At 67.4% G+C, this 20,619-nt stretch carries 21 protein-coding genes and 1 pseudogene; 17 read left to right on the forward strand and 5 right to left on the reverse strand.

Annotated features, from left to right (window positions below; all coding sequences use genetic code 11):
• Window positions 1-110: 110 nt before the first annotated feature.
• Window positions 111-1,628 carry a long-chain-fatty-acid--CoA ligase FadD17 gene (gene fadD17, locus A5648_RS09325; protein WP_065024259.1) on the reverse strand — a complete coding sequence of 506 codons (1,518 nt, stop codon included), beginning with the start codon at window positions 1,626-1,628 and terminating at the stop codon, window positions 111-113.
• A gap of 29 nt (window positions 1,629-1,657) precedes the next feature.
• Here fadD17 and A5648_RS09330 point away from each other — a divergent pair, with 29 nt between their 5' ends.
• A complete protein-coding gene (locus tag A5648_RS09330) occupies window positions 1,658-2,140 on the forward strand; it encodes a nuclear transport factor 2 family protein (RefSeq protein WP_082947074.1) in 483 nt (160 codons plus the stop codon).
• 5 nt (window positions 2,141-2,145) lie between these two features.
• Here the strand turns inward: A5648_RS09330 and A5648_RS09335 are convergent, their stop codons facing one another.
• The gene (locus A5648_RS09335; RefSeq protein ID WP_065024260.1) at window positions 2,146-3,243 is read right to left on the reverse strand and encodes an acyl-CoA dehydrogenase family protein; all 1,098 of its coding nucleotides are present in this window, start codon (window positions 3,241-3,243) and stop codon (window positions 2,146-2,148) included.
• 33 nt (window positions 3,244-3,276) lie between these two features.
• Window positions 3,277-4,455 carry an acyl-CoA dehydrogenase family protein gene (locus A5648_RS09340; RefSeq protein WP_065024261.1) on the reverse strand — a complete coding sequence of 393 codons (1,179 nt, stop codon included), beginning with the start codon at window positions 4,453-4,455 and terminating at the stop codon, window positions 3,277-3,279.
• A 192-nt stretch (window positions 4,456-4,647) separates the two neighbouring features.
• On the opposite strand from A5648_RS09340, the gene A5648_RS09345 reads away from it, so the two are divergent.
• From A5648_RS09345 to A5648_RS09405, 13 genes are all read left to right on the forward strand, one after another.
• Window positions 4,648-4,842: a ferredoxin gene (locus tag A5648_RS09345; RefSeq protein ID WP_064854212.1), complete on the forward strand. Its 195-nt coding sequence runs from the start codon at window positions 4,648-4,650 to the stop codon at window positions 4,840-4,842.
• Between the two features lie 81 nt (window positions 4,843-4,923).
• Window positions 4,924-5,847 carry a 3-oxoacyl-ACP reductase gene (locus A5648_RS09350; RefSeq protein WP_065024262.1) on the forward strand — a complete coding sequence of 308 codons (924 nt, stop codon included), beginning with the start codon at window positions 4,924-4,926 and terminating at the stop codon, window positions 5,845-5,847.
• A gap of 243 nt (window positions 5,848-6,090) precedes the next feature.
• Window positions 6,091-6,855: an MlaE family ABC transporter permease gene (locus A5648_RS09355; RefSeq protein ID WP_065024263.1), complete on the forward strand. Its 765-nt coding sequence runs from the start codon at window positions 6,091-6,093 to the stop codon at window positions 6,853-6,855.
• Window positions 6,852-7,694, forward strand: a complete 843-nt coding sequence (locus A5648_RS09360; protein WP_065024264.1) for an MlaE family ABC transporter permease — start codon at window positions 6,852-6,854, stop codon at window positions 7,692-7,694. The genes A5648_RS09355 and A5648_RS09360 overlap by 4 nt, the downstream gene beginning before the upstream one ends.
• Window positions 7,695-7,733: 39 nt before the next feature.
• On the forward strand, window positions 7,734-8,906 hold the full coding sequence (locus tag A5648_RS09365) for an MCE family protein (RefSeq protein ID WP_065024265.1): 1,173 nt from the start codon (window positions 7,734-7,736) through the stop codon (window positions 8,904-8,906).
• The gene (locus A5648_RS09370; protein WP_065024266.1) at window positions 8,906-9,943 is read left to right on the forward strand and encodes an MCE family protein; all 1,038 of its coding nucleotides are present in this window, start codon (window positions 8,906-8,908) and stop codon (window positions 9,941-9,943) included. The genes A5648_RS09365 and A5648_RS09370 overlap by 1 nt, the downstream gene beginning before the upstream one ends.
• Window positions 9,930-10,988 carry an MCE family protein gene (locus A5648_RS09375; protein WP_065024292.1) on the forward strand — a complete coding sequence of 353 codons (1,059 nt, stop codon included), beginning with the start codon at window positions 9,930-9,932 and terminating at the stop codon, window positions 10,986-10,988. The genes A5648_RS09370 and A5648_RS09375 overlap by 14 nt, the downstream gene beginning before the upstream one ends.
• Entirely contained in the window at window positions 10,985-12,319 is a 1,335-nt protein-coding gene (locus A5648_RS09380; protein ID WP_065024267.1) for an MCE family protein, read from the forward strand. The genes A5648_RS09375 and A5648_RS09380 overlap by 4 nt, the downstream gene beginning before the upstream one ends.
• Window positions 12,316-13,503 carry an MCE family protein gene (locus A5648_RS09385; protein ID WP_065024268.1) on the forward strand — a complete coding sequence of 396 codons (1,188 nt, stop codon included), beginning with the start codon at window positions 12,316-12,318 and terminating at the stop codon, window positions 13,501-13,503. Before A5648_RS09380 ends, A5648_RS09385 begins: the two co-directional genes overlap by 4 nt.
• Before the next feature lie 6 nt (window positions 13,504-13,509).
• Window positions 13,510-15,201 carry an MCE family protein gene (locus tag A5648_RS09390; RefSeq protein ID WP_065024269.1) on the forward strand — a complete coding sequence of 564 codons (1,692 nt, stop codon included), beginning with the start codon at window positions 13,510-13,512 and terminating at the stop codon, window positions 15,199-15,201.
• Window positions 15,198-15,863: a mammalian cell entry protein gene (locus tag A5648_RS09395; RefSeq protein WP_065024270.1), complete on the forward strand. Its 666-nt coding sequence runs from the start codon at window positions 15,198-15,200 to the stop codon at window positions 15,861-15,863. The genes A5648_RS09390 and A5648_RS09395 overlap by 4 nt, the downstream gene beginning before the upstream one ends.
• On the forward strand, window positions 15,860-16,348 hold the full coding sequence (locus A5648_RS09400) for a mammalian cell entry protein (RefSeq protein ID WP_065024293.1): 489 nt from the start codon (window positions 15,860-15,862) through the stop codon (window positions 16,346-16,348). Before A5648_RS09395 ends, A5648_RS09400 begins: the two co-directional genes overlap by 4 nt.
• 17 nt (window positions 16,349-16,365) lie before the next feature.
• A complete protein-coding gene (locus A5648_RS09405; protein WP_082966400.1) occupies window positions 16,366-16,905 on the forward strand; it encodes a hypothetical protein in 540 nt (179 codons plus the stop codon).
• A gap of 1 nt (window position 16,906) precedes the next feature.
• On the opposite strand, the gene A5648_RS09410 is transcribed toward A5648_RS09405, so the two are convergent.
• Window positions 16,907-18,328, reverse strand: coding sequence for an alpha,alpha-trehalose-phosphate synthase (UDP-forming) (locus A5648_RS09410; protein ID WP_065024272.1), 1,422 nt, complete (start codon window positions 18,326-18,328; stop codon window positions 16,907-16,909).
• A complete protein-coding gene (locus A5648_RS23330; protein ID WP_109470736.1) occupies window positions 18,329-18,499 on the reverse strand; it encodes a hypothetical protein in 171 nt (56 codons plus the stop codon).
• Between the two features lie 63 nt (window positions 18,500-18,562).
• Between A5648_RS23330 and A5648_RS09415 the strand changes: the two genes are divergently transcribed.
• The 3 genes and pseudogenes from A5648_RS09415 to A5648_RS09425 form a co-directional block, all read left to right on the forward strand.
• The gene (locus tag A5648_RS09415; RefSeq protein WP_065024273.1) at window positions 18,563-19,453 is read left to right on the forward strand and encodes an enoyl-CoA hydratase; all 891 of its coding nucleotides are present in this window, start codon (window positions 18,563-18,565) and stop codon (window positions 19,451-19,453) included.
• A 64-nt stretch (window positions 19,454-19,517) separates the two neighbouring features.
• Window positions 19,518-20,333: an SDR family oxidoreductase gene (locus A5648_RS09420; protein ID WP_065024274.1), complete on the forward strand. Its 816-nt coding sequence runs from the start codon at window positions 19,518-19,520 to the stop codon at window positions 20,331-20,333.
• Window positions 20,333-20,560: pseudogene (locus A5648_RS09425) on the forward strand (SDR family oxidoreductase); the annotation flags it as partial. The gene A5648_RS09420 and the pseudogene A5648_RS09425, both read left to right, overlap by 1 nt.
• Window positions 20,561-20,619: the final 59 nt, after the last annotated feature.

A 20,619-nucleotide genomic window follows, 5' to 3' on the forward strand; every position in this document is an offset into this window, starting at 1 on the left:
TGCGATCTTGTGACAGCCGGCATCGAAGCTCCCGATATCACCTGCGCTATCCAAATCGACCACAACACACCCTTGTCCGCAGAGGCTGATGGGGCAGGAGAGGTCTCGGACTACCGGGAGATCCGGAACACCGGATCACCGCACTCCACACCCTCGGCCGACAACACCCGCTTGAGCACCTTGAACGTCTCGGTGCGCGGCAGCTCGGCGGCCACGCGGACGTACGACGGCCATTGTTTGGGCCCCAGATCGGGCTGCTCGGCCAAGAACGCCCGAAAGTCCGCAGGATCGAACGACACCCCAGACGCCAGGACCAGTGCAGCCATCACCTGATCGCCCACCGCAGGGTCGGGGATCGGATACACCGCGACCTGGGCGACATCGTTGTGGCGCAACAGGACCCGCTCGATCGGCGCGGTGCCCAGGTTCTCGCCGTCCACCCGCATCCAATCACCCAACCGGCCGGCGAAGTAGGCGTAGCCGGCTTCGTCGCGGTAGGCCAGGTCGCCGGTGTGGTAGATACCGCCGGCCATCCGTGCGGCCTCTGCGTCGGGATCGCGATAATAGCCGCGGAACTGGCCGCGCCCGCTGGTGTTCACCAGCTCGCCCACCACGCCGGGTGGGCATTCCCCTCCGGTCTCGACGTCGATGATCGCGTTCCCGTCGACCAGTGGGCCCAGCGCACCGGCTGGGGTGTCCGGGGTGCGCGCGATCGCCACTCCGCCCTCGGTGGAGCCGAAGGCGTCGACCACCACACAGCCGAACCGGTCCGCGAACCGTTCCAGATCCCGCGGCGCACCTTCGTTGCCGTACAGCAGCCGAAGCGGATTATCGGCGTCGTCGGGTTGCGGCGGAGTGGCCAGCACATAGGACAGCGGCTTGCCCACGTAGTTGGCGTAGGTCGCCCCGAAACGCCGTACGTCGGGGATGAACCCGGATGCAGAAAACTTGCGCCGCAAGGCGATTGACGCGCCCGCGGCCACTGCCACCGACCAACCAGCCATCACGGCGTTGGAGTGGAACAGGGGCATCGACAGGTAGCAGACGTCCGAGGGGCCCAGCCCGAACCGCTGCGAGAGCAGCAGGCCCGGGAAGGCCGCCTTCCACTGGGTGCACCGCACCGCCTTCGGGTCACCGCTGGTGCCGGAGGTGAAGATCAGCATGAACAGGTCGTCGGGGTCGGCGTCGCGGAACGTCACCGGAGCACCGGCGTACGCGGCCAGTTCCGCTTCCCAGGAAGCGGATTCGACGTCGACCGCGCCCGGGACAGACGCGTCGGTGCTGTGGTCTGTCAATACCAGCTGGCAATCGGCGTGGGCCACGTCGCGCTCCAGTGCTGCTCCTCGCCGGGTGGGGTTCAAGCCGACCGGGACCAGGCCGGTCAGCGCAGCCGCCACCAGCACCGTCGAGAAGAACGGGGTGTTGCCCAGCAGCACACCGACGTGCGGCGGCTTGGCCGGGTCGAGGCGGGCCCGAAGCGCAGCACCCAGCGCCGCTCCCGCCGCGATGTGGTGTCGCCAGCTGACGAACGAGTCCTCGAAATACACGCCGCGGTCGTCCACCTCAGCCAGGGGGCCCAGCAGTGCTGTGACGGTGGACTGTTCGTCGATGAGGGCCGGTGCTGACATGGGGGTCAGATTAGTGCTGCAATAGGGCGGTGACTGATATCGACGCCATTGCCGCCATCGACGCCATCAAACAGGTCAAGTACCGCTACCTGCGTGCGCTGGACACCAAACATTGGGACGACTTCGCGACCACGCTGGCCGAGGACGTCACCGCCGACTACGGCAAGTCGATGGGCAGCGACCACAGCTTCACCGACCGCGAATCGCTGGTGGAGTTCATGCGTTCCTCGCTGCCGGCAACGATCATCAGCGAGCACCGGGTCAACCACCCCGAGATCACCTTGACCGGCCCCGACAACGCGACCGGAATCTGGTACCTGCAGGACCGGGTGATCATTCCCGACTACAACCTGATGCTGATCGGTGCCGCGTTCTACCACGACACCTACCGGCGCACCGCCGATGGCTGGAAGATCAGCTCCACCGGCTACCAGCGCACCTACGACGCCACCATGCCGTTGACGGACATCCCCGGATTCAAGGTGACGTTTGGGGAAGCGCTGCACCGCTGAGTCGCCTAGACCGGGGTCTCGGCCAGCTCGCGCCCGATCGTCAACAGCTGCCCGGTGGCGCCGCCGAGTGCGAACTCGGTCTGCTTGGCGGCCAGGAAGTAGCGGTGGATCGGGTGGTCGATGTCGATGCCGACCCCGCCGTGGATGTGGACGATGCTGTGCGCCACCCGATGCCCGGCCTCGGCGGCCCAGAAGGCGGCCGTGGCCACCTGGCTCGCGGCCGGCAGTCCTTCGCCGACCCGCCAGGCCGCCTGGGTCAGGGTGAGGCGCAGCCCCTTGACGTCGATGTAGCCGTCGGCCAGCCGCTGTGACACGGCCTGGAAGCTGCCGATCGGCTTGTCGAACTGTTCGCGCTCGCGGGCGTATTCGGCGGTCAGGATCAGGCCGCGCTCCAGCACCCCCAGCTGGTAGGCGCTGTGGCCCAGCGCCGACAGGCTGGTCAGGTGGTCGAGCACTTCGGCTCCGCCGACGAGGCGGCCCGCCTCCAGCTCGGTCCCGGACAGCTCCAGGTGCCCGACGCTGCCCAGGCCGGTGGTCGCCAACGGCGTCACCGTCACGCCGGGGTCCGTCGCGGCAACCAGGAAAACGCTGGTCCCGGAATCGGTTTCGGCCGGCACCAGGAAGGCGTCGGCCACCGGGGCGAACGCGACCTGGGTGCGGGAGCCGGTGAGCCGGAAGCCCGCGGCGGTCGCGGCAGCCCGCACCGGGCCCTCACCCATGTCGCCGTCGAGTGCGGCGGTGAGGATCTTCTCCCCGGCCACGGCCGGTGCGCCCCAGTCCTGCTGCAACTGCGCGGAGCCGAACTTGGCCAGCGTCTCCGCGCCCAGCACCACCGACTCCAGGTAGGGCACCGCGGCCAGTTGGCGGCCCAGAGCGGTCAGGATCGCCGCCTGCTCCAAGACGCCGAACCCACCGCCGCCCAGCGCCTCGCTCGCGGCACTGGACACGACGTCGGCGTCGATGAGCTTGCGCCACAGCCCGCTGTCGAAGCGCTGCTCCAGCCCGTCCAGCTCACGCTGGTGCTCCGGGGTGCACACCGCATCCACGATGGTGCCGACCAGACCCGAAAGGTCGTCGGCCGCTTCGGTGGTGGTGAAGTCCATGAGTGCTTGCCTCCAAGTCCTGTGAGTGTCAGATCAGCGGTTGCGGGGCAAGCCCAGGGCCACCATGCCGATGATGTCGCGCTGCACCTCGTTGGTGCCGCCGCCGAACGTCAGGATCAAACACGCTCGGTGCATCCGCTCCACCCGGCCGCGCAGCAGTGCGCCGGGGGAGTCCTGGCGCACCGTAGCCGCGGTACCGAGCACCTCCATCAGCAGCCGGTAGGCCTCGGTGGCCAGCTCGGTGCCGAAGACCTTGGCCGCCGAGGCGTCCGCCGGCGAGGGAGCAGCGTCGGTCGCGGATGCCAGCTCCCAGTTGTAGAGCTTGAGCACCTCGGCCTTGGCGAGCACCCGGGCCAGGTTGAGCTGCACCCACTGCGAGTCGATGATCCGGTTGCCGTGGGCGTCTTTGGTGTTCTGCGCCCAGTCGCGGACCTCGTCGAGCGCCAAGAAGATCGGCTGCGCCGACACCAAGGCAACCCGCTCGTGGTTGAGCTGGTTGGTCACCAGCTTCCAGCCCGCGTTCTCCTCACCGACCAGGCTGGTCACCGGCACCCGCACGTCCTGGTAATAGGTGGCGCTGGTGTCCGGGCCGGCCATGGTGTGCACCGGTGTCCAGGAGAAGCCCTCGGCCGTGGTCGGAACAATCAGCATCGAGATCCCGCGGTGTTTTTTGGCCTCCGGGTTGGTCCGAGCAGCCAGCCACACGTAGTCGGCATAGGCGATGAGCGACGTCCACATCTTCTGGCCGTTGATCACGTAGTCGTCGCCGTCGCGGACCGCGGTGGTGCGCAGCGAGGCCAGGTCGGTGCCGGCGCCCGGCTCGGAGTAGCCGATCGCGAAATGCAGGTCACCGGCGGCAATCTTGGGCAGAAAGAACTTCTTCTGCTCCTCGGTGCCGAACGCCATGATCGTCGGCGCGACGCTGTTAATGGTCAAAAACGGCACCGGGGCGCCGGCGATCGCGGCCTCGTCGGTGAAGATCAACTGTTCCATCGACGAGCGCGCCTGGCCGCCGTACTCCGTCGGCCAGCTCAGGGTCAGCCAGCCGTCCTTACCCATTTGGGCGACGGTCTCCCGGTAGACGTTGCCGGTGCCGTACTCGCCCTGCGTCGAACTCAGGGCCTCACGACGCTCCGGGGTCATCAGCCCGGTGAAATAGGACCGCAGTTCGGCCCGCAGCTCTTCTTGGGCGGGCGTGTAGCTGATCTGCATCGGGGGAGTCCTTCGCTGGTGATCGGTGTCACGATAGGATTCTGAGGCGACAGCCCGTTGTAACACGTTCTAGTCTCGGGGTCCAACGGCCCTAGCTCGATGCGTGCGCGAGCTGTTGGATCGTAGGGTGACAGTAGCGGACAATGACGGGCGGAAATGTCCGTCCGGCGCAGGGTTTTTACAGGAGATGTCATGCGAGTTGAGGTGGATCTGGATCGTTGCGAGGGCAACGCGATTTGCGTCGGAATCGACCCCGACCTCTTCGATCTGAACGATGACGAGCAGGCTGTCGTCAAGATGGCACCAGTCCCGGCCGACCGCGAAGCCCATGCCATGCAGGCCATCGCCGAGTGCCCGCGGGCCGCACTGCGCCGGGTCGAGGACTAGCCTCCCAGCCACAGGCAACTAGAGGTATTCATAACCGCAGGCGACGATGCAGCGCGCCGGCGACGAGGAGGAGTGGCGTACATGAGCGCGAACGACAACGCGGCCGATCTGTCCGGAAAGGTCGCCGTGGTGACCGGCGCCGCCGCCGGGTTGGGCCGGGCGGAGGCGATCGGGCTGGCCCGCTCCGGTGCGACCGTGGTCGTCAACGACATCGCGCCGGCGCTGGAATCCTCCGACGTGATCGACCAGATCGCCGCCGCCGGCGGCAAAGGTGTTCCGGTGGCCGGTGACATCAGCCAGCGCTCCACCGCCGATGACCTGGTGAGCACCGCCGACGGCCTGGGCGGGCTGAGCATCGTCGTCAACAACGCCGGGATCACCCGGGACCGGATGCTGTTCAACATGTCCGACGACGACTTCGACGCCGTGATCGCGGTGCACCTGCGCGGACACTTCCTGCTGACCCGTAACGCGGCCGCCTATTGGCGCCAGAAGGCCAAGGAGGCTGAAGGGACCGGCGGGACTGTTTATGGCCGGATCGTCAACACCTCCTCGGAGGCCGGCCTGATGGGTCCGGTCGGACAGGCCAACTACGGCGCGGCCAAGGCGGGGATCACCGCGCTGACGCTGTCGGCGAGCCGGGCGCTGAGCCGCTACGGCGTCACCGCCAACGCGATCTGCCCGCGGGCCCGCACCGCGATGACCGCCGATGTGTTCGGTGAAGCGAAGGTAGCCGAAGGCGAGATCGACCCGCTGTCGCCCGAGCACGTGGTGACCCTGGTCCGGTTCCTGGCGTCCCCGGCGTCGGCGTCGGTCAACGGACAGGTTTTCGTGGTCTACGGACCCGAGGTGACGCTGATGGCCGCGCCGACGGTGGAACGAAAGTTCAGCGCCGCGGGCCAGGCCTGGGACCCGGCGGGGCTGTCGGACACACTGGCGAATTACTTCGCGGGGCGCGACCCCGGCCGGACCTTCTCGGCCTCCGAACTGATGGACGCCGGTTAGAGCGCCGTTAGAACTTGTTTCAGCGAGATCTGGGTCACAACCGCCCCTGAGCAGGGTAAATGGCCTGTCTCGCCCAGTGAAACATGAGCTTTGACACTGAGAACTTGTTCTAGTTAGTATGATCCGGCTCACGCGAGGCGGCGTCTGAATCGGTCGAACAACGCCGGTTACACGCCGTGTCCGGATACAGTTTTGCGACCACCGGCAGCCCCGGGACGCCCCGACTCGAGGGAAGGACGAGCCTTGATCGAACAGCTCACGGTTCCGGCCCGGGCCGTGGGCGGATTCGTCGAGATGTCGATAGACACATTCCGGGCCATGTTCCGCCGGCCGTTCCAGTACCGCGAATTCCTCGACCAGACCTGGATGATCGCCCGCGTTTCGCTGGTGCCGACCCTGCTGGTCGCCATCCCGTTCACCGTGCTGGTGGCGTTCACCCTCAACATCCTGCTGCGCGAGATCGGCGCCGCCGACCTGTCCGGCGCCGGGACCGCGTTCGGCACCATCACCCAGCTGGGCCCCGTGGTCACCGTGCTGGTGGTGGCCGGCGCCGGTGCCACCGCCATCTGCGCCGACCTGGGCGCCCGAACGATCCGCGAAGAGATCGACGCGATGCGGGTGCTGGGCATCGATCCGATCCAGCGGCTGGTGGTGCCCCGCGCGCTGGCATCGACGTTCGTCGCGCTGCTGCTCAACGGGCTCGTCTGCGCGATCGGCCTGATCGGTGGCTACGTCTTCTCTGTCTTCCTGCAGGGCGTCAACCCGGGCGCGTTCATCAACGGGCTCACCGTGCTGACCGGGCTCGGGGAGCTGGTGATGGCCGAGATCAAGGCGCTGCTGTTCGGTACGGCGGCCGGATTGATCGGGTGTTATCGCGGACTGACCGCCAAAGGCGGTCCGCAGGGCGTCGGCAACGCGGTGAACGAGACCGTCGTCTACGCCTTCATCTGCCTGTTCGTCATCAACGTCGTCATGACCGCGATCAGCGTCCGGGTATTGGTCAAATGAGTTACGACGCCACGCTCCGGTTCAAGCGGATGTTCCGCTGGGCACCCAAGGCCGTCGACAACTTCGGCGAGCAGGCACTGTTTTACGCCGAGTCGATCCGCTACGTCCCGAACGCGCTGACCAAGTACCGCAAGGAAACGGTCCGGCTGATCGCCGAGATCACTATGGGCACCGGCGCGCTGGCGATCATCGGCGGCACCGTCGGGGTGGCCACCTTCTTGACCCTGGCCTCCGGCGGCGTGATCGCGGTGCAGGGCTTCTCCTCGCTGGGCAACATCGGCATTGAGGCGTTGACCGGCTTCCTGTCGGCGTTCCTCAACGTGCGGATCGTGGCGCCGGTGGTCGCCGGGATCGCCTTGGCCGCCACCATCGGGGCCGGCACCACCGCGCAGCTCGGCGCCATGCGAGTCGCCGAGGAGATCGACGCCGTCGAATCGATGGCGGTGCATGCGGTGTCATATCTGGTGTCCACCCGGTTGGTGGCCGGCCTGATCGCGATCATCCCGCTGTACTCCCTGTCGGTGCTGGCGGCGTTCTTCGCCGCCCGCTCCACCACGGTGTTCATCAACTCCCAGTCGCCCGGTCTCTACGACCACTACTTCGACACCTTCCTGATTCCGACCGACTTGCTGTGGTCCTTTCTCCAGGCCATCATCATGTCGATCGCGGTGATGCTGGTGCACACCAACTACGGCTTCAACGCGGCCGGCGGCCCGGTCGGCGTGGGCATCGCGGTGGGTCAGGCGGTGCGGACGTCGCTGGTCGTGGTGGTCGTCATCACCTTGTTCGTTTCACTTGCCGTCTACGGCGGGTCCGGTAATTTCAACCTCTCGGGATAGCAAGGGAATCAGGTGAACAGGGGATCGAGTCGTACCCATGTGCGGATTGCTGCGGCAGTCCTGGGTGCCATCCTGCTTGCCGCCACGGTGTTCACCTACCTGTCCTATACCTCGGTGTTCACCCCCACCGACAAGGTCACCGTCACTTCGCCGCGTGCCGGCCTGGTGATGGAGCGGGACGCCAAGGTCAAGTACCGCGGCATCCAGGTCGGCAAGGTCACGGCGATCAAGTACCAGGGCAACCAGGCCAAGCTCATCCTGGCCATGGACAGCTCGGCGATGTCTTACATCCCCTCGAACGCCGCGGTGCACATCGCCAGTAACACCGTCTTCGGGGCCAAGTCGGTGGAGTTCATCCCGCCGCCGGTGCCGTCCGGCAACGCGTTGCGCAGCGGCACGAACGTGCAGGCCTCCGACGTGCAGCTGGAAGTCAACACGCTGTTCGAGAAGCTCACCGACGTGCTCGACAAGATCGACCCGGTACAGCTCAACGGGACGATCAGCGCGCTGGGCGAAGGACTGCGGGGCAACGGCGACAACCTGGGCGGGTTGCTGTCCGGACTGAACGGCTACCTGGAGAAGTTCAATCCCAAACTGCCGCAGCTGCAGACGGGCTTTGCCAAGACCGGGATTGTGGGCAACATCTACGGGGACGCGGCACCGGACCTGGCGGCAACCTTCGACAACGTCCCGACCATCAGCAAGACGCTGGTCGACCAGCGCGACAACCTGAACAAGGCGCTGCTGGCGACCACCGGGCTGGCCAACAACGGCTACGACACCTTCGCGCCGGCCGCCGACGACTTCATCGCCGGCATCCAGCGGTTCCGCGCCATGGCTACCCTGCTGGGCGAGTACTCGCCGGAGTTCGGCTGCCTGTTCAAGGGAATCAAGCAGTCGCTGGAGAGGTTCGGCCCGTCGCTGGGCGGCACCAAGCCGGCGCTGTACGTGCACTCCAACTTCCTGCCGGGCGCGCCGGCCTACACCTATCCGGAGAGCCTGCCGGTGGCCAACGCGAGCGGTGGCCCGAACTGTCGCGGTCTGCCGGACATCCCCAGCAAGCAGTTCGGCGGATCCTGGTTCCGGTCGCCGTTCCTGGTGACCGACAACGCCTACATCCCGTTCCAGCCGAACACCGAAGTACAGTTCGACGCCCCCTCTACCGCGCAGTTCCTCTTCAACGGCGCCTACGCGGAACGGGATGAGTACTGATGAGTCATCGAAGCACGCTGATCAGGGTTGCCATCTTCACCGCGGCGATGCTGCTGGTCTCGGCCGGGCTGGTAGTGGTGTTCGGCGAATTCCGGTTCGCGTCCAACCACACCTATCACGCCGATTTCGCCAGCGCGTCCCGGCTCAAAGGCGGCGAGGACGTGCGGATCGCCGGCATCCCGGTGGGCACGGTGAAACGCGTCGAGCTGACCCGGGACAACAGCGTCAGCGTCACCTTCGACGTCGATAAGCGCTACCAGATCTACGACTCGACCCGCGCACTGATCCGGTACGAGAACCTGGTCGGCGACCGGTATCTGGAGATCGCCTCGGGCGCGGGCGACCTGCGCAAGCTGCCGCCCGGGAGCACCATCAACCGGGATCACACCCAACCGGCACTGGATCTGGATGCGCTGCTGGGCGGGCTGCGCCCGGTGTTCAAAGGCCTGGACGGCAACAAAATCAACGAGATCAGCAACGCAATCATCGAGTTGCTGCAGGGCCAGGGTGGCGCGCTGACACAGATGCTGGCCAGCACCAGCTCGTTCACCACCACGCTGGCTTCCCGTGATCAGCTGATCGGCGACGTCATCAACAACCTCAACACGGTGCTGACGACCGTCGACGACAAGAGCGAGCAGTTCGACGCCACGGTCGACCGGCTGCAGCAGCTCATCAGTGGTCTGGCCGAGGGCAAGGACGCGATCGCCGGCGCGATCGGCCCGCTGGCCTCGGTCGAGAACGACCTCACCGACACCCTGCGCCGCACTCGTCGGCCGCTGCAAGGGGTGATCGAGAACGTCCGACCGTTTGCCACCGTGCTGGACAGACGCAAGGACGAGCTCAACGCGGTGATCGACCCGCTGGAGGAGAACTACCTGCGGCTCAACGCGCTCGGCGCCTACGGCTCGTTCTTCAACATCAACTACTGCACAGTCTCCATGAAGTTCAACGGGCCGGCCGGCAGCGACATCATCCTGCCGATGGGTGGCCAGGCCGACACCACCAAGGGGAGGTGCTCTCCTGTCAAGAATTGACGGCGTAAACCCGGTTCGCACGGGCACATTGGGCATCGCGCTGATCGCATGCCTGGTCTTGGTGTCGTTCGGCTACTCCAGCCTGCCGTTCTATCCGCAGGGCAAGACCTACCAGGGCTACTTCGCCGATGCCGGGGGGATCATTCCCGGCAACGACGTGACGGTGTCCGGGATCCGGGTCGGCAAGGTGTCCAAGGTGGCGCTGGACGGGGCCAGCGCCAAGGTGAGTTTCACCGTCGACCGCAAGGTTCGGGTAGGCGACCAATCGCTGGCCGCGATCCGCACCGACACCGTGCTGGGCGAGAAGGCACTGTCGATCACACCCGGGGGCGCCGGCTCGGTCACGACGATCCCGTTGGAACGGACCCGGGCGCCGTACACGCTCAACAACGCGCTGCAAGATCTCGGGGGCAATGTCCGCGACCTGGACAAGCCGCGATTCGAAGAGGCGCTCGGTGTGCTCACCGACTCGATGCGCGAGGCGACCCCGCATTTGCGCGGGGCGCTGGACGGGGTGGCCGCGCTGTCCCGCAGCATCAACCGCCGTGACGAAGCGCTGGGCCAGTTGCTGACCCACGCCAAGTCGGTCACCGGGGTGCTCAACCAGCGCGCCGGCCAGGTCAACCGCCTGGTGCTCGACGGGAACCAGCTCTTCGCCGCGCTGGACGAGCGCCGGCAGGCCCTCGGCGCCTTGATCGGCGGCATCGACGATGTGTCGCAACAGCTTTCCGGTGTCGTCGCCGACAATCAGCAACAGATCGGTCCGACCCTCGAGAAGCTCAACCTGGTGCTGGACAACCTGATCGAGCGCAAGGACCGGATCGCCGGAGCGCTGGACCGGTTGCCCGGATACGCCACCACGCTCGGCGAGGTGGTGTCCTCGGGCCCGGGCTTCCAGATCAACCTGTATGGGTTGCCGCCGCCCACCTTGTCAGAGGTGCTGCTCGACATCTACTTCCAGCCCGGCAAAATCCCGGACAGCCTGGCCGACTACCTGCGTGGAATGATCACCGACCGCACCTGGATTAAGCCAAAATCGCCATGACGCAACGACTCTCACGCATTGTTCTCGCCGGGGTGCTCGTCGCACTTCTGGTCGCCGGCGTGTACGTGGTGCTGCCCGCACAGCGCGGCTACCGGATCACCGGCTATTTCGCCTCGGCGGTGGGCCTGTACCCGGGTGACGACGTCCGGGTGGTCGGGGTGCCGGTGGGGCGGGTCGAGTCCATCGAACCTCGCGCCGAGAACGTCAAGATCACCATGACGGTGAACAATGACGTGCCGCTGCCGGCCGACGCGCACGCGGTGCTGATGGCGCCGAACATCGTGTCGGCGCGGGTCATTCAGCTGGCGCCGGCCTACACCGGCGGCGAGAAGTTGGCCGACGGCGCGGTGCTCGACGAGAACCGCACCGCGGTACCGGTCGAGTGGGATGAGGTCAAGCGGGAGCTGACGCAGCTCAGTGCGCAACTGGGCCCCGAGCAGGGCAAGCTCAACGGGCCGCTGAGCGCGTTCGTCAACCAGGCCGCCGACACCTTCGACGGCAACGGAGACTCATTCCGCAGCGCACTGCGCGAGCTCTCGGCGACCGCCGGCCGGCTTGGCGACTCGCGCACCGATCTGTTCGGCACCGTCAAGAACCTGCAGGTATTGGTCGACGCGCTGTCGGGCAGCAATGAACAGCTCGTGCAGTTCACCGATCATGTGGCGGCGGTGTCGGCGGTGCTGGCCGACAGCTCGGCCGACCTGGACGTCACGCTGGGCACCCTGAACCAGGCGCTGCGCGACGTGCGCGGCTTCCTCCACGACAACAACGACGCGTTGATCACCCAGGTCAACAAGCTGTCGGACTTCAGCAAGGTGCTCTCGGATTCGAGCGAGAACTTCGAGCAGGTGCTGCACATCACGCCGCACGGTCTGACCAACTTCTACAACATCTACAACCCGGCGCAGGGCACCTTGAGCGGTCTGCTGTCGCTGCCGGACTTCGCCAACCCGGTGCAGTTCATCTGCGGCGGTGTCTTCGACATCGGTTCGGTGCCGGACAACTTCAAGAGGGCCGAGATCTGCAAGGAGCGGATGGGCCCGGTCATGCGCCGCTGGTCGATGAACTTCGTGCCGTTCCTGTTCCACCCGATCAACTCGATCACCGCCTACAAGGGCCAGATCATCTACGACACCCCGGCCACCGAGGCCAAGGCGCAGACTCCGGTGCCCTACCTGAAATGGATGCCGGCGCCGGGCGTCACGCCGCCGAGCAACGAGGATGTCGCCGCGCTGTTCCTGCCGCCGCCGGCGCCGGGACAGCTGGGCACGGCGCCCGGCCCGACCGGCCCGCAGCAGCCTGGGGCCGGCGCACCACGGGAGGGCGGATGAGCGTGAAGTCTCTTGCCGGCGCCGTTCGGCGGGCCGGTCGACGCGGCGCTGCCCTGGGCGCCGGGGCGCTGGTGCTGTCCGGATGTCAGTTCGGCGGGCTGAACTCGCTGAACATGCCGGGCACCGCCGGCCACGGCCGGGGGTCCTACAGCATCACGGTGCAACTGCCGGATGTGACCACGTTGCCGCAGAACTCGCCGGTGATGGTCGACGACGTCACCGTGGGCAGCGTCTCCGGGCTGCGGGCCGTGCAGGAACCCGACGGCAGCTTCTACGCGGCGGTCAAGCTGTCGTTGGACGGCAACGTCGTGCTGCCGGCCAACGCCGTCGCGAAGGTAGCCCAGACCTCGCTGCTGGGCTCCCAGCACATCGACCTGTCCGAACCTCGCAACGAGCCACCGGTCGGCCGGCTTAACCCCGGCGACCAGATCCCGCTCAGCCGGACCGGGCGCTACCCCAGCACCGAAGAGGTGCTGTCGTCACTGGGTGTGGTGGTCAACCAGGGCAATCTCGGTGCGCTGCAAGACATCACCGAGGAGGCGTACGCGGCGGTCGCCGGCCGGGCCGGCACGTTCGCGGGGCTGCTGCCCCGGCTGGCCGAGCTCACCGCGTCGCTGGACCGCCAGGCCCACGACATCATCGCCGCCGCTGACGGCCTTAACCGGGTCGGGGCGACCCTGGCCCGCAGCGCCCCCAGCCTGGCGCACGCGCTGGACACCATGCCGGAGGCGTTGGCGGTGCTCAATGACAACCGCGCCAACATCGTCGACGCATTCGGGGCGTTGCAGCGGCTGGCGACGGTCGGCTCACGGATCCTGTCCGAGACCAAAGAAGACTTCGCCGCCGACATCAAGGGCCTCTACCCCGTCGTCAAGTCGTTCGCCGACAACGCCAACGAGCTGGTGACGGCGTTCCCATTCATCCCGACGTTCCCGTTCCCGTCGATGTACCTGCGCAATGCGGTGCGCGGCGACTTCCTCAACGTCTACGTCACCTTCGACTTGACGCTGCGGCGGTTCGGCGAGTCGGTGTTCACCACCGGCGCCTTCGATCCGAACATGCCGCACATGCATGACGTCCTGAACCCGCCCGACTTCTTGATCGGTCAGATGGCCAACCTATCCGGACAGGCCGCCGACCCGTTCAAGATCCCGCCCGGCACCGCTGCCAACTACGGGGATTGAGCTGAGATGCTGACTCGTCTGGTTCGTATTCAACTCGGGATCTTCGCCGTGGTCACCGTGCTCGCGGTCGGCGCGATCTCGATCCTGTACCTGCACGCGCCCAGCCGGCTGGGTATCGGCACCTACAAGGTGACCGCCGACTTCATCGGTGGGGGCGGAATCTACAAGAGCGCCAACGTCACCTACCGCGGGGTCACGGTGGGCCGGGTGGAAGACGTCCGTCTCACCGACCACGGGATCGACGCTCTGATGCGGCTCAACAGCAGCACCAAGGTCCCCGGCAACGTCACCGCCACCGTCAAGAGCATGTCCGCGATCGGTGAGCAGTACATCGATTTGGTTCCCCCCGCAGATGCTGCGGCCGTCGGGTCGCTGCACAACGGCGCCCGGATTGATCAGCACCGCACCGCGATCGGCCAGGACATCGCCGGAATGCTCGATCAGGCCCAGACGCTGGTCAACAGCGTCGCCAACAGCCGGCTGCGTGACCTGCTGCGGAATGCGTTCGAGGGGTTCAACGGATCGGGGCAGGAACTGGCCCGGATGATCGCGTCGTCGCGTCAGCTGGTCGACGAGGCCAACGCCAACTTCGACGCGACGGCGGGGCTGATCGACCAGTTCGAGCCGTTCCTGAACGCCCAGATCCGCAGCGGCGACGACATCAAGAAGTTGGCCCGGTCGCTGGCGGCGGTCACCACCGAAGTGCGCGAGGCCGACCCGCAGCTGCGGGAGGTGCTGCAGGTCCTGCCTTCGGTCGCCGACGAGGCCAACACCACGTTCGGCGGGATCCGCGCATCGTTCCCCACCCTGGCGGCCAGCATGGCCAACTTCGGACGAGTCGGGGTGATCTACCGCAACTCCATCGAACATGCGCTGGTGGTGTTCCCGGCACTGATGGCGGCACTGCTCACGGTGGCCGGTGGCGTGCCGATGGAGGAGGGCGTCAAGCTCGACTTCAAGATCGACCTGCACGACCCGCCGCCGTGCACGGTCGGGTTTCTGCCGTTCACCGAGATGCGTTCGCCCGCCGATGAGACGGTGCGTGAGCTGCCCAAGGGGCTGTACTGCAAAGCGGCCCAGAATGATGCGGTCGCGGTCCGCGGGGCGCGTAACTACCCGTGCATGGAGTACCCGGGTAAGCGGGCGCCGACCATTCAGCTCTGCCGCGACCCGAAGGGCTTCGTCCCGATCGGCAGCAACGCGTGGCGCGGACCGCCGGTGCCGTACGACACCCCGATCACCGATCCGCGGATGCTCAACCCGATGAACAAGTTCCCCTACATCCCGCCGAGTGCCGACTACGACCCCGGCCCGCCGGTGGCCGCACTGCCTCCGGGTGTGCCCGCCGGGCCCGGGCCGGCGCCCAATCCGCCGTACCCGCTGCCGTTCCCGCCGAACGAGCTCGGGCCCGCCCCGGCACCGTGGCCCTACTACGCCCCGCCGGAGGAGAACCTGCCGACCAACCCGGGCGGCAACGGCGGCCTGCCGCCCTACAACCGGGACCCGGCTCCGGGGCCGGCCCCCGGACCATTGCCGGCCGAGGCGCAGGCCAACGGGGTCGCCTACAGCAGCTACGACCAGCGCACCGGAAAGTTCGTCGACCCGGCGGGTGGCACCGGAGTGTTCGTCTCGGGGGCCGACAAGTGGTTGCCCGCCGAGAACTGGGCTGACCTGATGCTCGAGCCGAGGCAGACGTGACCGGTCCGGAGGAGGCGAAGGGCCGCCGCCGGGCATCGCGGGCAGCCGGCCCGGCCGGGGACGCCGCCGAACCGGTCGCGGTGCAGGTGCCGGTTTCCGGCCGAGCCGCCGTGCCCAGGGTCCGGCCGGCGGGACCACCGCCGCGGCGCCGGCCCAATGCACGCAAGGCCGCCCAGGTAGCCGGCGCCGCCGTGCTGGCGGCCAGCATTGTGCTGGGCGGGCTGGTCGCCGTGCTGCTGGTGCAGCACGGGAATGCCACCGCGTCCGACAGCCGTGACCAGCGGTTCGTCGACACCGCGGTCCAGACCGTGCTGAACATGTACACCTACACACCGGACACCATCAACGACCAGGTGAACCGCTTCGTGGAGGGCACCAGTGGCCCACTGCGCGACACCATGGCCGCCAACGCCGAGAACCTCAAGGCGCTGCTGCGCGAGACCAAGCACAGCTCCGAGGCCGTCGTGAACGCCGCGGCGCTGGAGAACGTCGACGAGGTCGCCGGCAACGCCTCGGTGCTGGTGGCCATGCGGGCGACGGCCACCGACGTCGAGGGCGTCAACAAGCCGTCGCAGCCGTACGCGCTGCGGATCATCGTGCACGAGGATGACGACGGCAATATGACCGCCTACGACCTCAAGTGGCCGGACGGCAGCCGATGACCCGTCGTTGGTTGGGGCTCACCGCTTTGGCCGTGATCCTCGGGATCTTCGTGGGCCTGGGCGCCACCGTGGGATCGCTGTACTGGAGCCGGGTCGAGTCGCGGGGCGAACAGGTGGCCCGCGCCGAGTTGACCAAGCTGACGACCGACGAGATCCCCAAGGTGCTCGGCTACGAGTACACCACCGTCGAACGCAGCCTGACCGAGACCTACCCGATGTTCACCAGCGACTACCGGCGGGAGTTCGAGGCCCGGGCCATCAACGACATCATTCCGCAAGCCCGGGAGAAGCAGCTGGTGAACCAGGTTGACGTCGTGGGCGTCGGCGCTCTGGACGCCAAGCGGACCACCGGTTCGGTGCTGGTCTTCGTGAACCGCACGGTCTCGGGTAAGTCCAAGGAGAAGTATTACGAGGGCAGTCGACTGCGCGTCGAGTTCCGCAAGATCGACCGCAAGTGGCTGATCAGCAACATCGTGCCGATCTAGCTGAGAGGATGTGCGCTGTGAAGAAGCTCGTTCGCGCCGTGGTGGCCTTCGGCGTCGCGATGACGGCGGCCACCGGACTGGCGGTCGAGGCCGGGGCGGACGACGACGCGGCACCGGAAGGCACCCTCGAGGGCATCTACACCTACAACGGCAACGGCATCACCGCGAGGTGGAAGATCTACCCGCTGTGCGTGCCGACCGTGGGTGACGGCCGGGTGCCGCTGCACGATGCGGTCGGTTGCCGGCTGCAGGTGGAAAGCGACGGTCCGCCCGGGCAAGCCGGCTCCTACCGGCTGTCCAACGGTCGATGGAGCTACCACACGCCGCTGCTGGCCGGTACCAAGTGCCCGGACGGCAGCACCGCCGCCAGCGAAGAGATGTACCAGTTCGACACCGCGCTCAACGGCACCTACACCCAGTCGCACAACGCCGTCTGCGGCTGGCAGCCCGGACTGGAGAAGCACCCGTTCACCCTGACCTACGTCTCGCCACTGCCCAACCCGGTCATCCACTACCCGCTGACCTGCCAGGACAATCCGATTCACCTGTGTAGCTGAGCTATCCCGATTCGGCGAGCGCGTCGAGGAAGGATCGCGCCCAGCGGTCCACATCGTGGGCCAGCACCTGGCGGCGCAGTGTCCGCATCCGCCGGCGGCCCTCCTCGGGGGTCTGGTTGACCGCCGCCTCGATGGCGTCTTTGACACCCTCCAGATCGTGCGGGTTGACCAGGTAGGCCTGCCGCAATTCCGCTGCGGCACCGGTGAATTCACTCAGCACCAGGGCGCCACCCAAGTCGCTGCGGCAGGCCACGTACTCCTTGGCGACCAGGTTCATCCCGTCGCGCAGCGGCGTGACCAGCATGACGTCGCTGGCCACGAAGAACGCGATCAGCTCGTCGCGGGGGACCGGCCGGTGCAGATAGTGCACCACCGGGTGGCCGACCTCGCTGTACTCGCCGTTGATGTGGCCGACCTGGCGCTCGATGTCGTCGCGCAGGATCTGATAACTCTCCACCCGTTCCCGGCTGGGTGTCGCCAGCTGCACCAGGACGGTGTCGTCCCGCTTGGCGCGGCCTTCGGCGAGCAGTTCGTTGAACGCCTTGAGCCGGACGTCGATGCCCTTGGTGTAGTCCAGGCGGTCCACCCCGAGCAGGATCTTGCGGGGGTGGCCCAATTCGGCCCGGATCTCCTTGGCCCGCCGCCGGATTCCCCGCTCGCGCGCCTTGTGGTCGAGCTCGCCGGAGTCGATCGAGATCGGGAAGGCGCCGACCCGCACGGTGCGCTCCGCCAGGCTCACCTCGCCGAACCGGCTGCGCACCCCGACCGCGCCCCGCGAGGTGGCCGCGCCGGTCAGGTTGCGCGCCAAGTACAGGAAGTTCTGGGCCCCGCCGGCCAGATGGAAGCCGACCAGGTCGGCGCCGAGCAGGCCGTCGACGATCTCCTTGCGCCACGGCAGCTGCATGAACAGCTCCACCGGCGGGAACGGGATGTGCAGGAAGAAACCGATCGTCAGGTCGGGGCGCAGGGTCCGCAACATCTTGGGCACCAGCTGCAGCTGATAGTCCTGGACCCACACCGTGGCCCCTTGGGCGGCCGCCCGCGAGGTCGCCTCGGCGAAGCGGCGGTTGACGTCGACGTAGCGGTCCCACCACTGCCGGTGGTAGATCGGTTTGACGATCACGTCGTGATACAGCGGCCACAGGGTGGCGTTGGAGAAGCCTTCGTAGTAGTCGGCGATGTCGGTGGCACTCAGGGCGACCGGGTGCAGCCGCAGATCTTCGACGTCGATCGGCCCATCAGGTACGTCCAGACTGCCCGGCCAGCCCACCCAGGCGCCATGACGCTTACGCAGCAGCGGCTCCAGCGCCGTGACCAGCCCGCCCGGGCTGCGTTTCCATTCGGTCGTGCCGTCGGGCAGTTTCTCGATGTCGATGGGCAGCCGGTTGGCCACCACGACGAAATCGGCACCCGACTCCGGCATCTAGGCCCCGTGCTTCTCGGTATTCGCCGGACCGATCCCCAGCATGGACAGGAACACCCGGCACTCGTCGGCGTCCTCGGCGTAGGCGGCCACCACTCGTCGCGCTTGGCGTGCGGTGCTGTCGGCCAGCGGTTCGACCTCGTCGATGTCGTGTTCGGTTTTAGCAGGCATAAGTCGACTCTAGCGAAGTGCGCCGTAGCCTGTGGGGCGGACGACAACCAGGGTGGAGGCTGCATGAGCGATCTCGTCGACTATGAAACCCTCGACGACGGGCGCATCGCCCGGATCTGGCTGAACCGGCCCGAGACCCACAACGCGCAGAATCGCACCCTGCTGGTGCAGCTCGACGAAGCGTTCGGGCGTGCCGAGGCAGACGACACCGTGCGGGTGGTGATCCTGGCGGCGCGCGGTGCGAACTTCTCGGCCGGTCACGACCTCGGCTCGGAGGCGGCCGTGGCCGAGCGCCGGCCCGGCCCGGGGCAGCACCCCTCATTTCGTGCACATGGCGGCACCCGGGAACCGGTCGTGGAGAAGACCTACCTGCAGGAGTGGCACTACTACTTCTCCAACACCTGCCGCTGGCGCGAACTGCGCAAGATCACCATCGCGCAGGTGCAGGGCAACGCCATCTCCGCGGGGTTGATGCTGATCTGGGCGTGCGACCTGATCGTCGCGGCCGACAACGCCCGGTTCTCCGACGTGGTCGGGGTGCGCCTGGGCATGCCGGGCGTCGAATACTATGCCCATCCCTGGGAATTCGGCCCCCGCAAGGCCAAGGAACTGCTGCTGACCGGGGATTCGCTGGACGCCGACGAGGCCTACCGGCTGGGGATGGTCTCCAAGGTGTTCCCGCTTGACGACCTGGCGGAGCGCACGCTGGAGTTCGCCCGCCGGATCGCGCAGCTGCCGACGATGGCCGCGCTGCTGATCAAGGACTCGGTAAACGCCGCCGCGGACGCCATGGGTTTCACCGAGGCGCTGAAGCACGGCTTTCATATTCACCAGCTCGGCCACGCGCATTGGTCGGCGCACAACGACAACAAGTTCCCGATCGCGCTGCCGCCGGAGGTGCCGGACTGGCGCACCGCCGAGGCCACCGATCTGGCTCGCCGCGATCAGCCGTAGCGGCCGCGTGGGCCGCGTGCTTGGATAGCTAGAACACGTTCCAGTTTTGATGTGAGGGGTCGGTGTGCAGCTTTCCTTCGAAGACCGCAGCTACCTGGTCACCGGCGGCGGTAGTGGCATCGGCAAGGCGGTGGCCGCAGGGTTGGCTGCCGCCGGAGCCGATGTTCTGATCATCGGCCGAGGCGCCGAGCGGCTGGCGGCGGTGGCCGCCGAGATCGGGGTCCGTCACTTCGCAGCCGACATCACCGACGAAGACAGCGTGATCGCCGCCGTCGAGGCCGCCGCCGGCCGGCACGGCCGACTGCACGGGGTGGTGCACTGCGCCGGGGGTTCGGAGACCATCGGGCCGATCACCCAGATCGACTCGGAGGCGTGGCGGCGCACCGTCGACCTCAACATCAACGGGTCAATGTACGTGCTCAAGCACGCCGGCCGGGAGCTGGTGCGCGGTGGCGGCGGCTCGTTCGTCGGGATCTCCTCGATCGCGGCCAGCAACACCCACCGCTGGTTCGGTGCCTACGGCCCGACCAAGTCGGCGCTGGATCACCTGATGCAGCTGGCCGCCGACGAACTGGGTGCGTCGTGGGTGCGGGTCAACAGCATCCGACCGGGCCTGACCCGCACCGAGCTGGTCGCCCCCATTCTGGACTCGCCGGAACTCTCCGAGGACTACCGCGTCTCGACGCCGCTGCCCCGGCCCGGCGAGGTCGAAGACGTCGCCAACCTGGCGCTGTTTTTGCTCAGCGACGCGGCCGGCTACATCACCGGCCAGGTCATCAACGTCGACGGCGGGCAGATGCTGCGTCGCGGCCCGGACTTCTCGGCGATGCTGGAGCCGGCGTTCGGCGCAGACGGACTGCGGGGAGTCGTCAGCGACTGATGGGCGTGTACGCGGTGACCGGATCGGCATCCGGCATGGGAAAGCAGGCGGCGGACAAGCTGCGGGCCGCCGGTCACACCGTGATCGGGGTCGACCTGCGCGACGCCGACGTCGTCGCTGATCTCTCGACGTCAGACGGCCGCGCCGCGGGCGCCGAAGCGGTGCTGGCGGCGTGCGGGGGCCGCTTGGACGGCGCGGTGCTGGCCGCCGGTATCGGACCCACGCCTGCAGCAGCTCCACGACCCCGAAGTAGTTGACTTGCAGGATCAGCGGCGCTGCCCGCGGA

Source organism: Mycolicibacter sinensis (assembly GCF_001673565.1).
In the GTDB taxonomy this organism is placed as follows: Bacteria; Actinomycetota; Actinomycetes; order Mycobacteriales; family Mycobacteriaceae; genus Mycobacterium; species Mycobacterium sinense_C.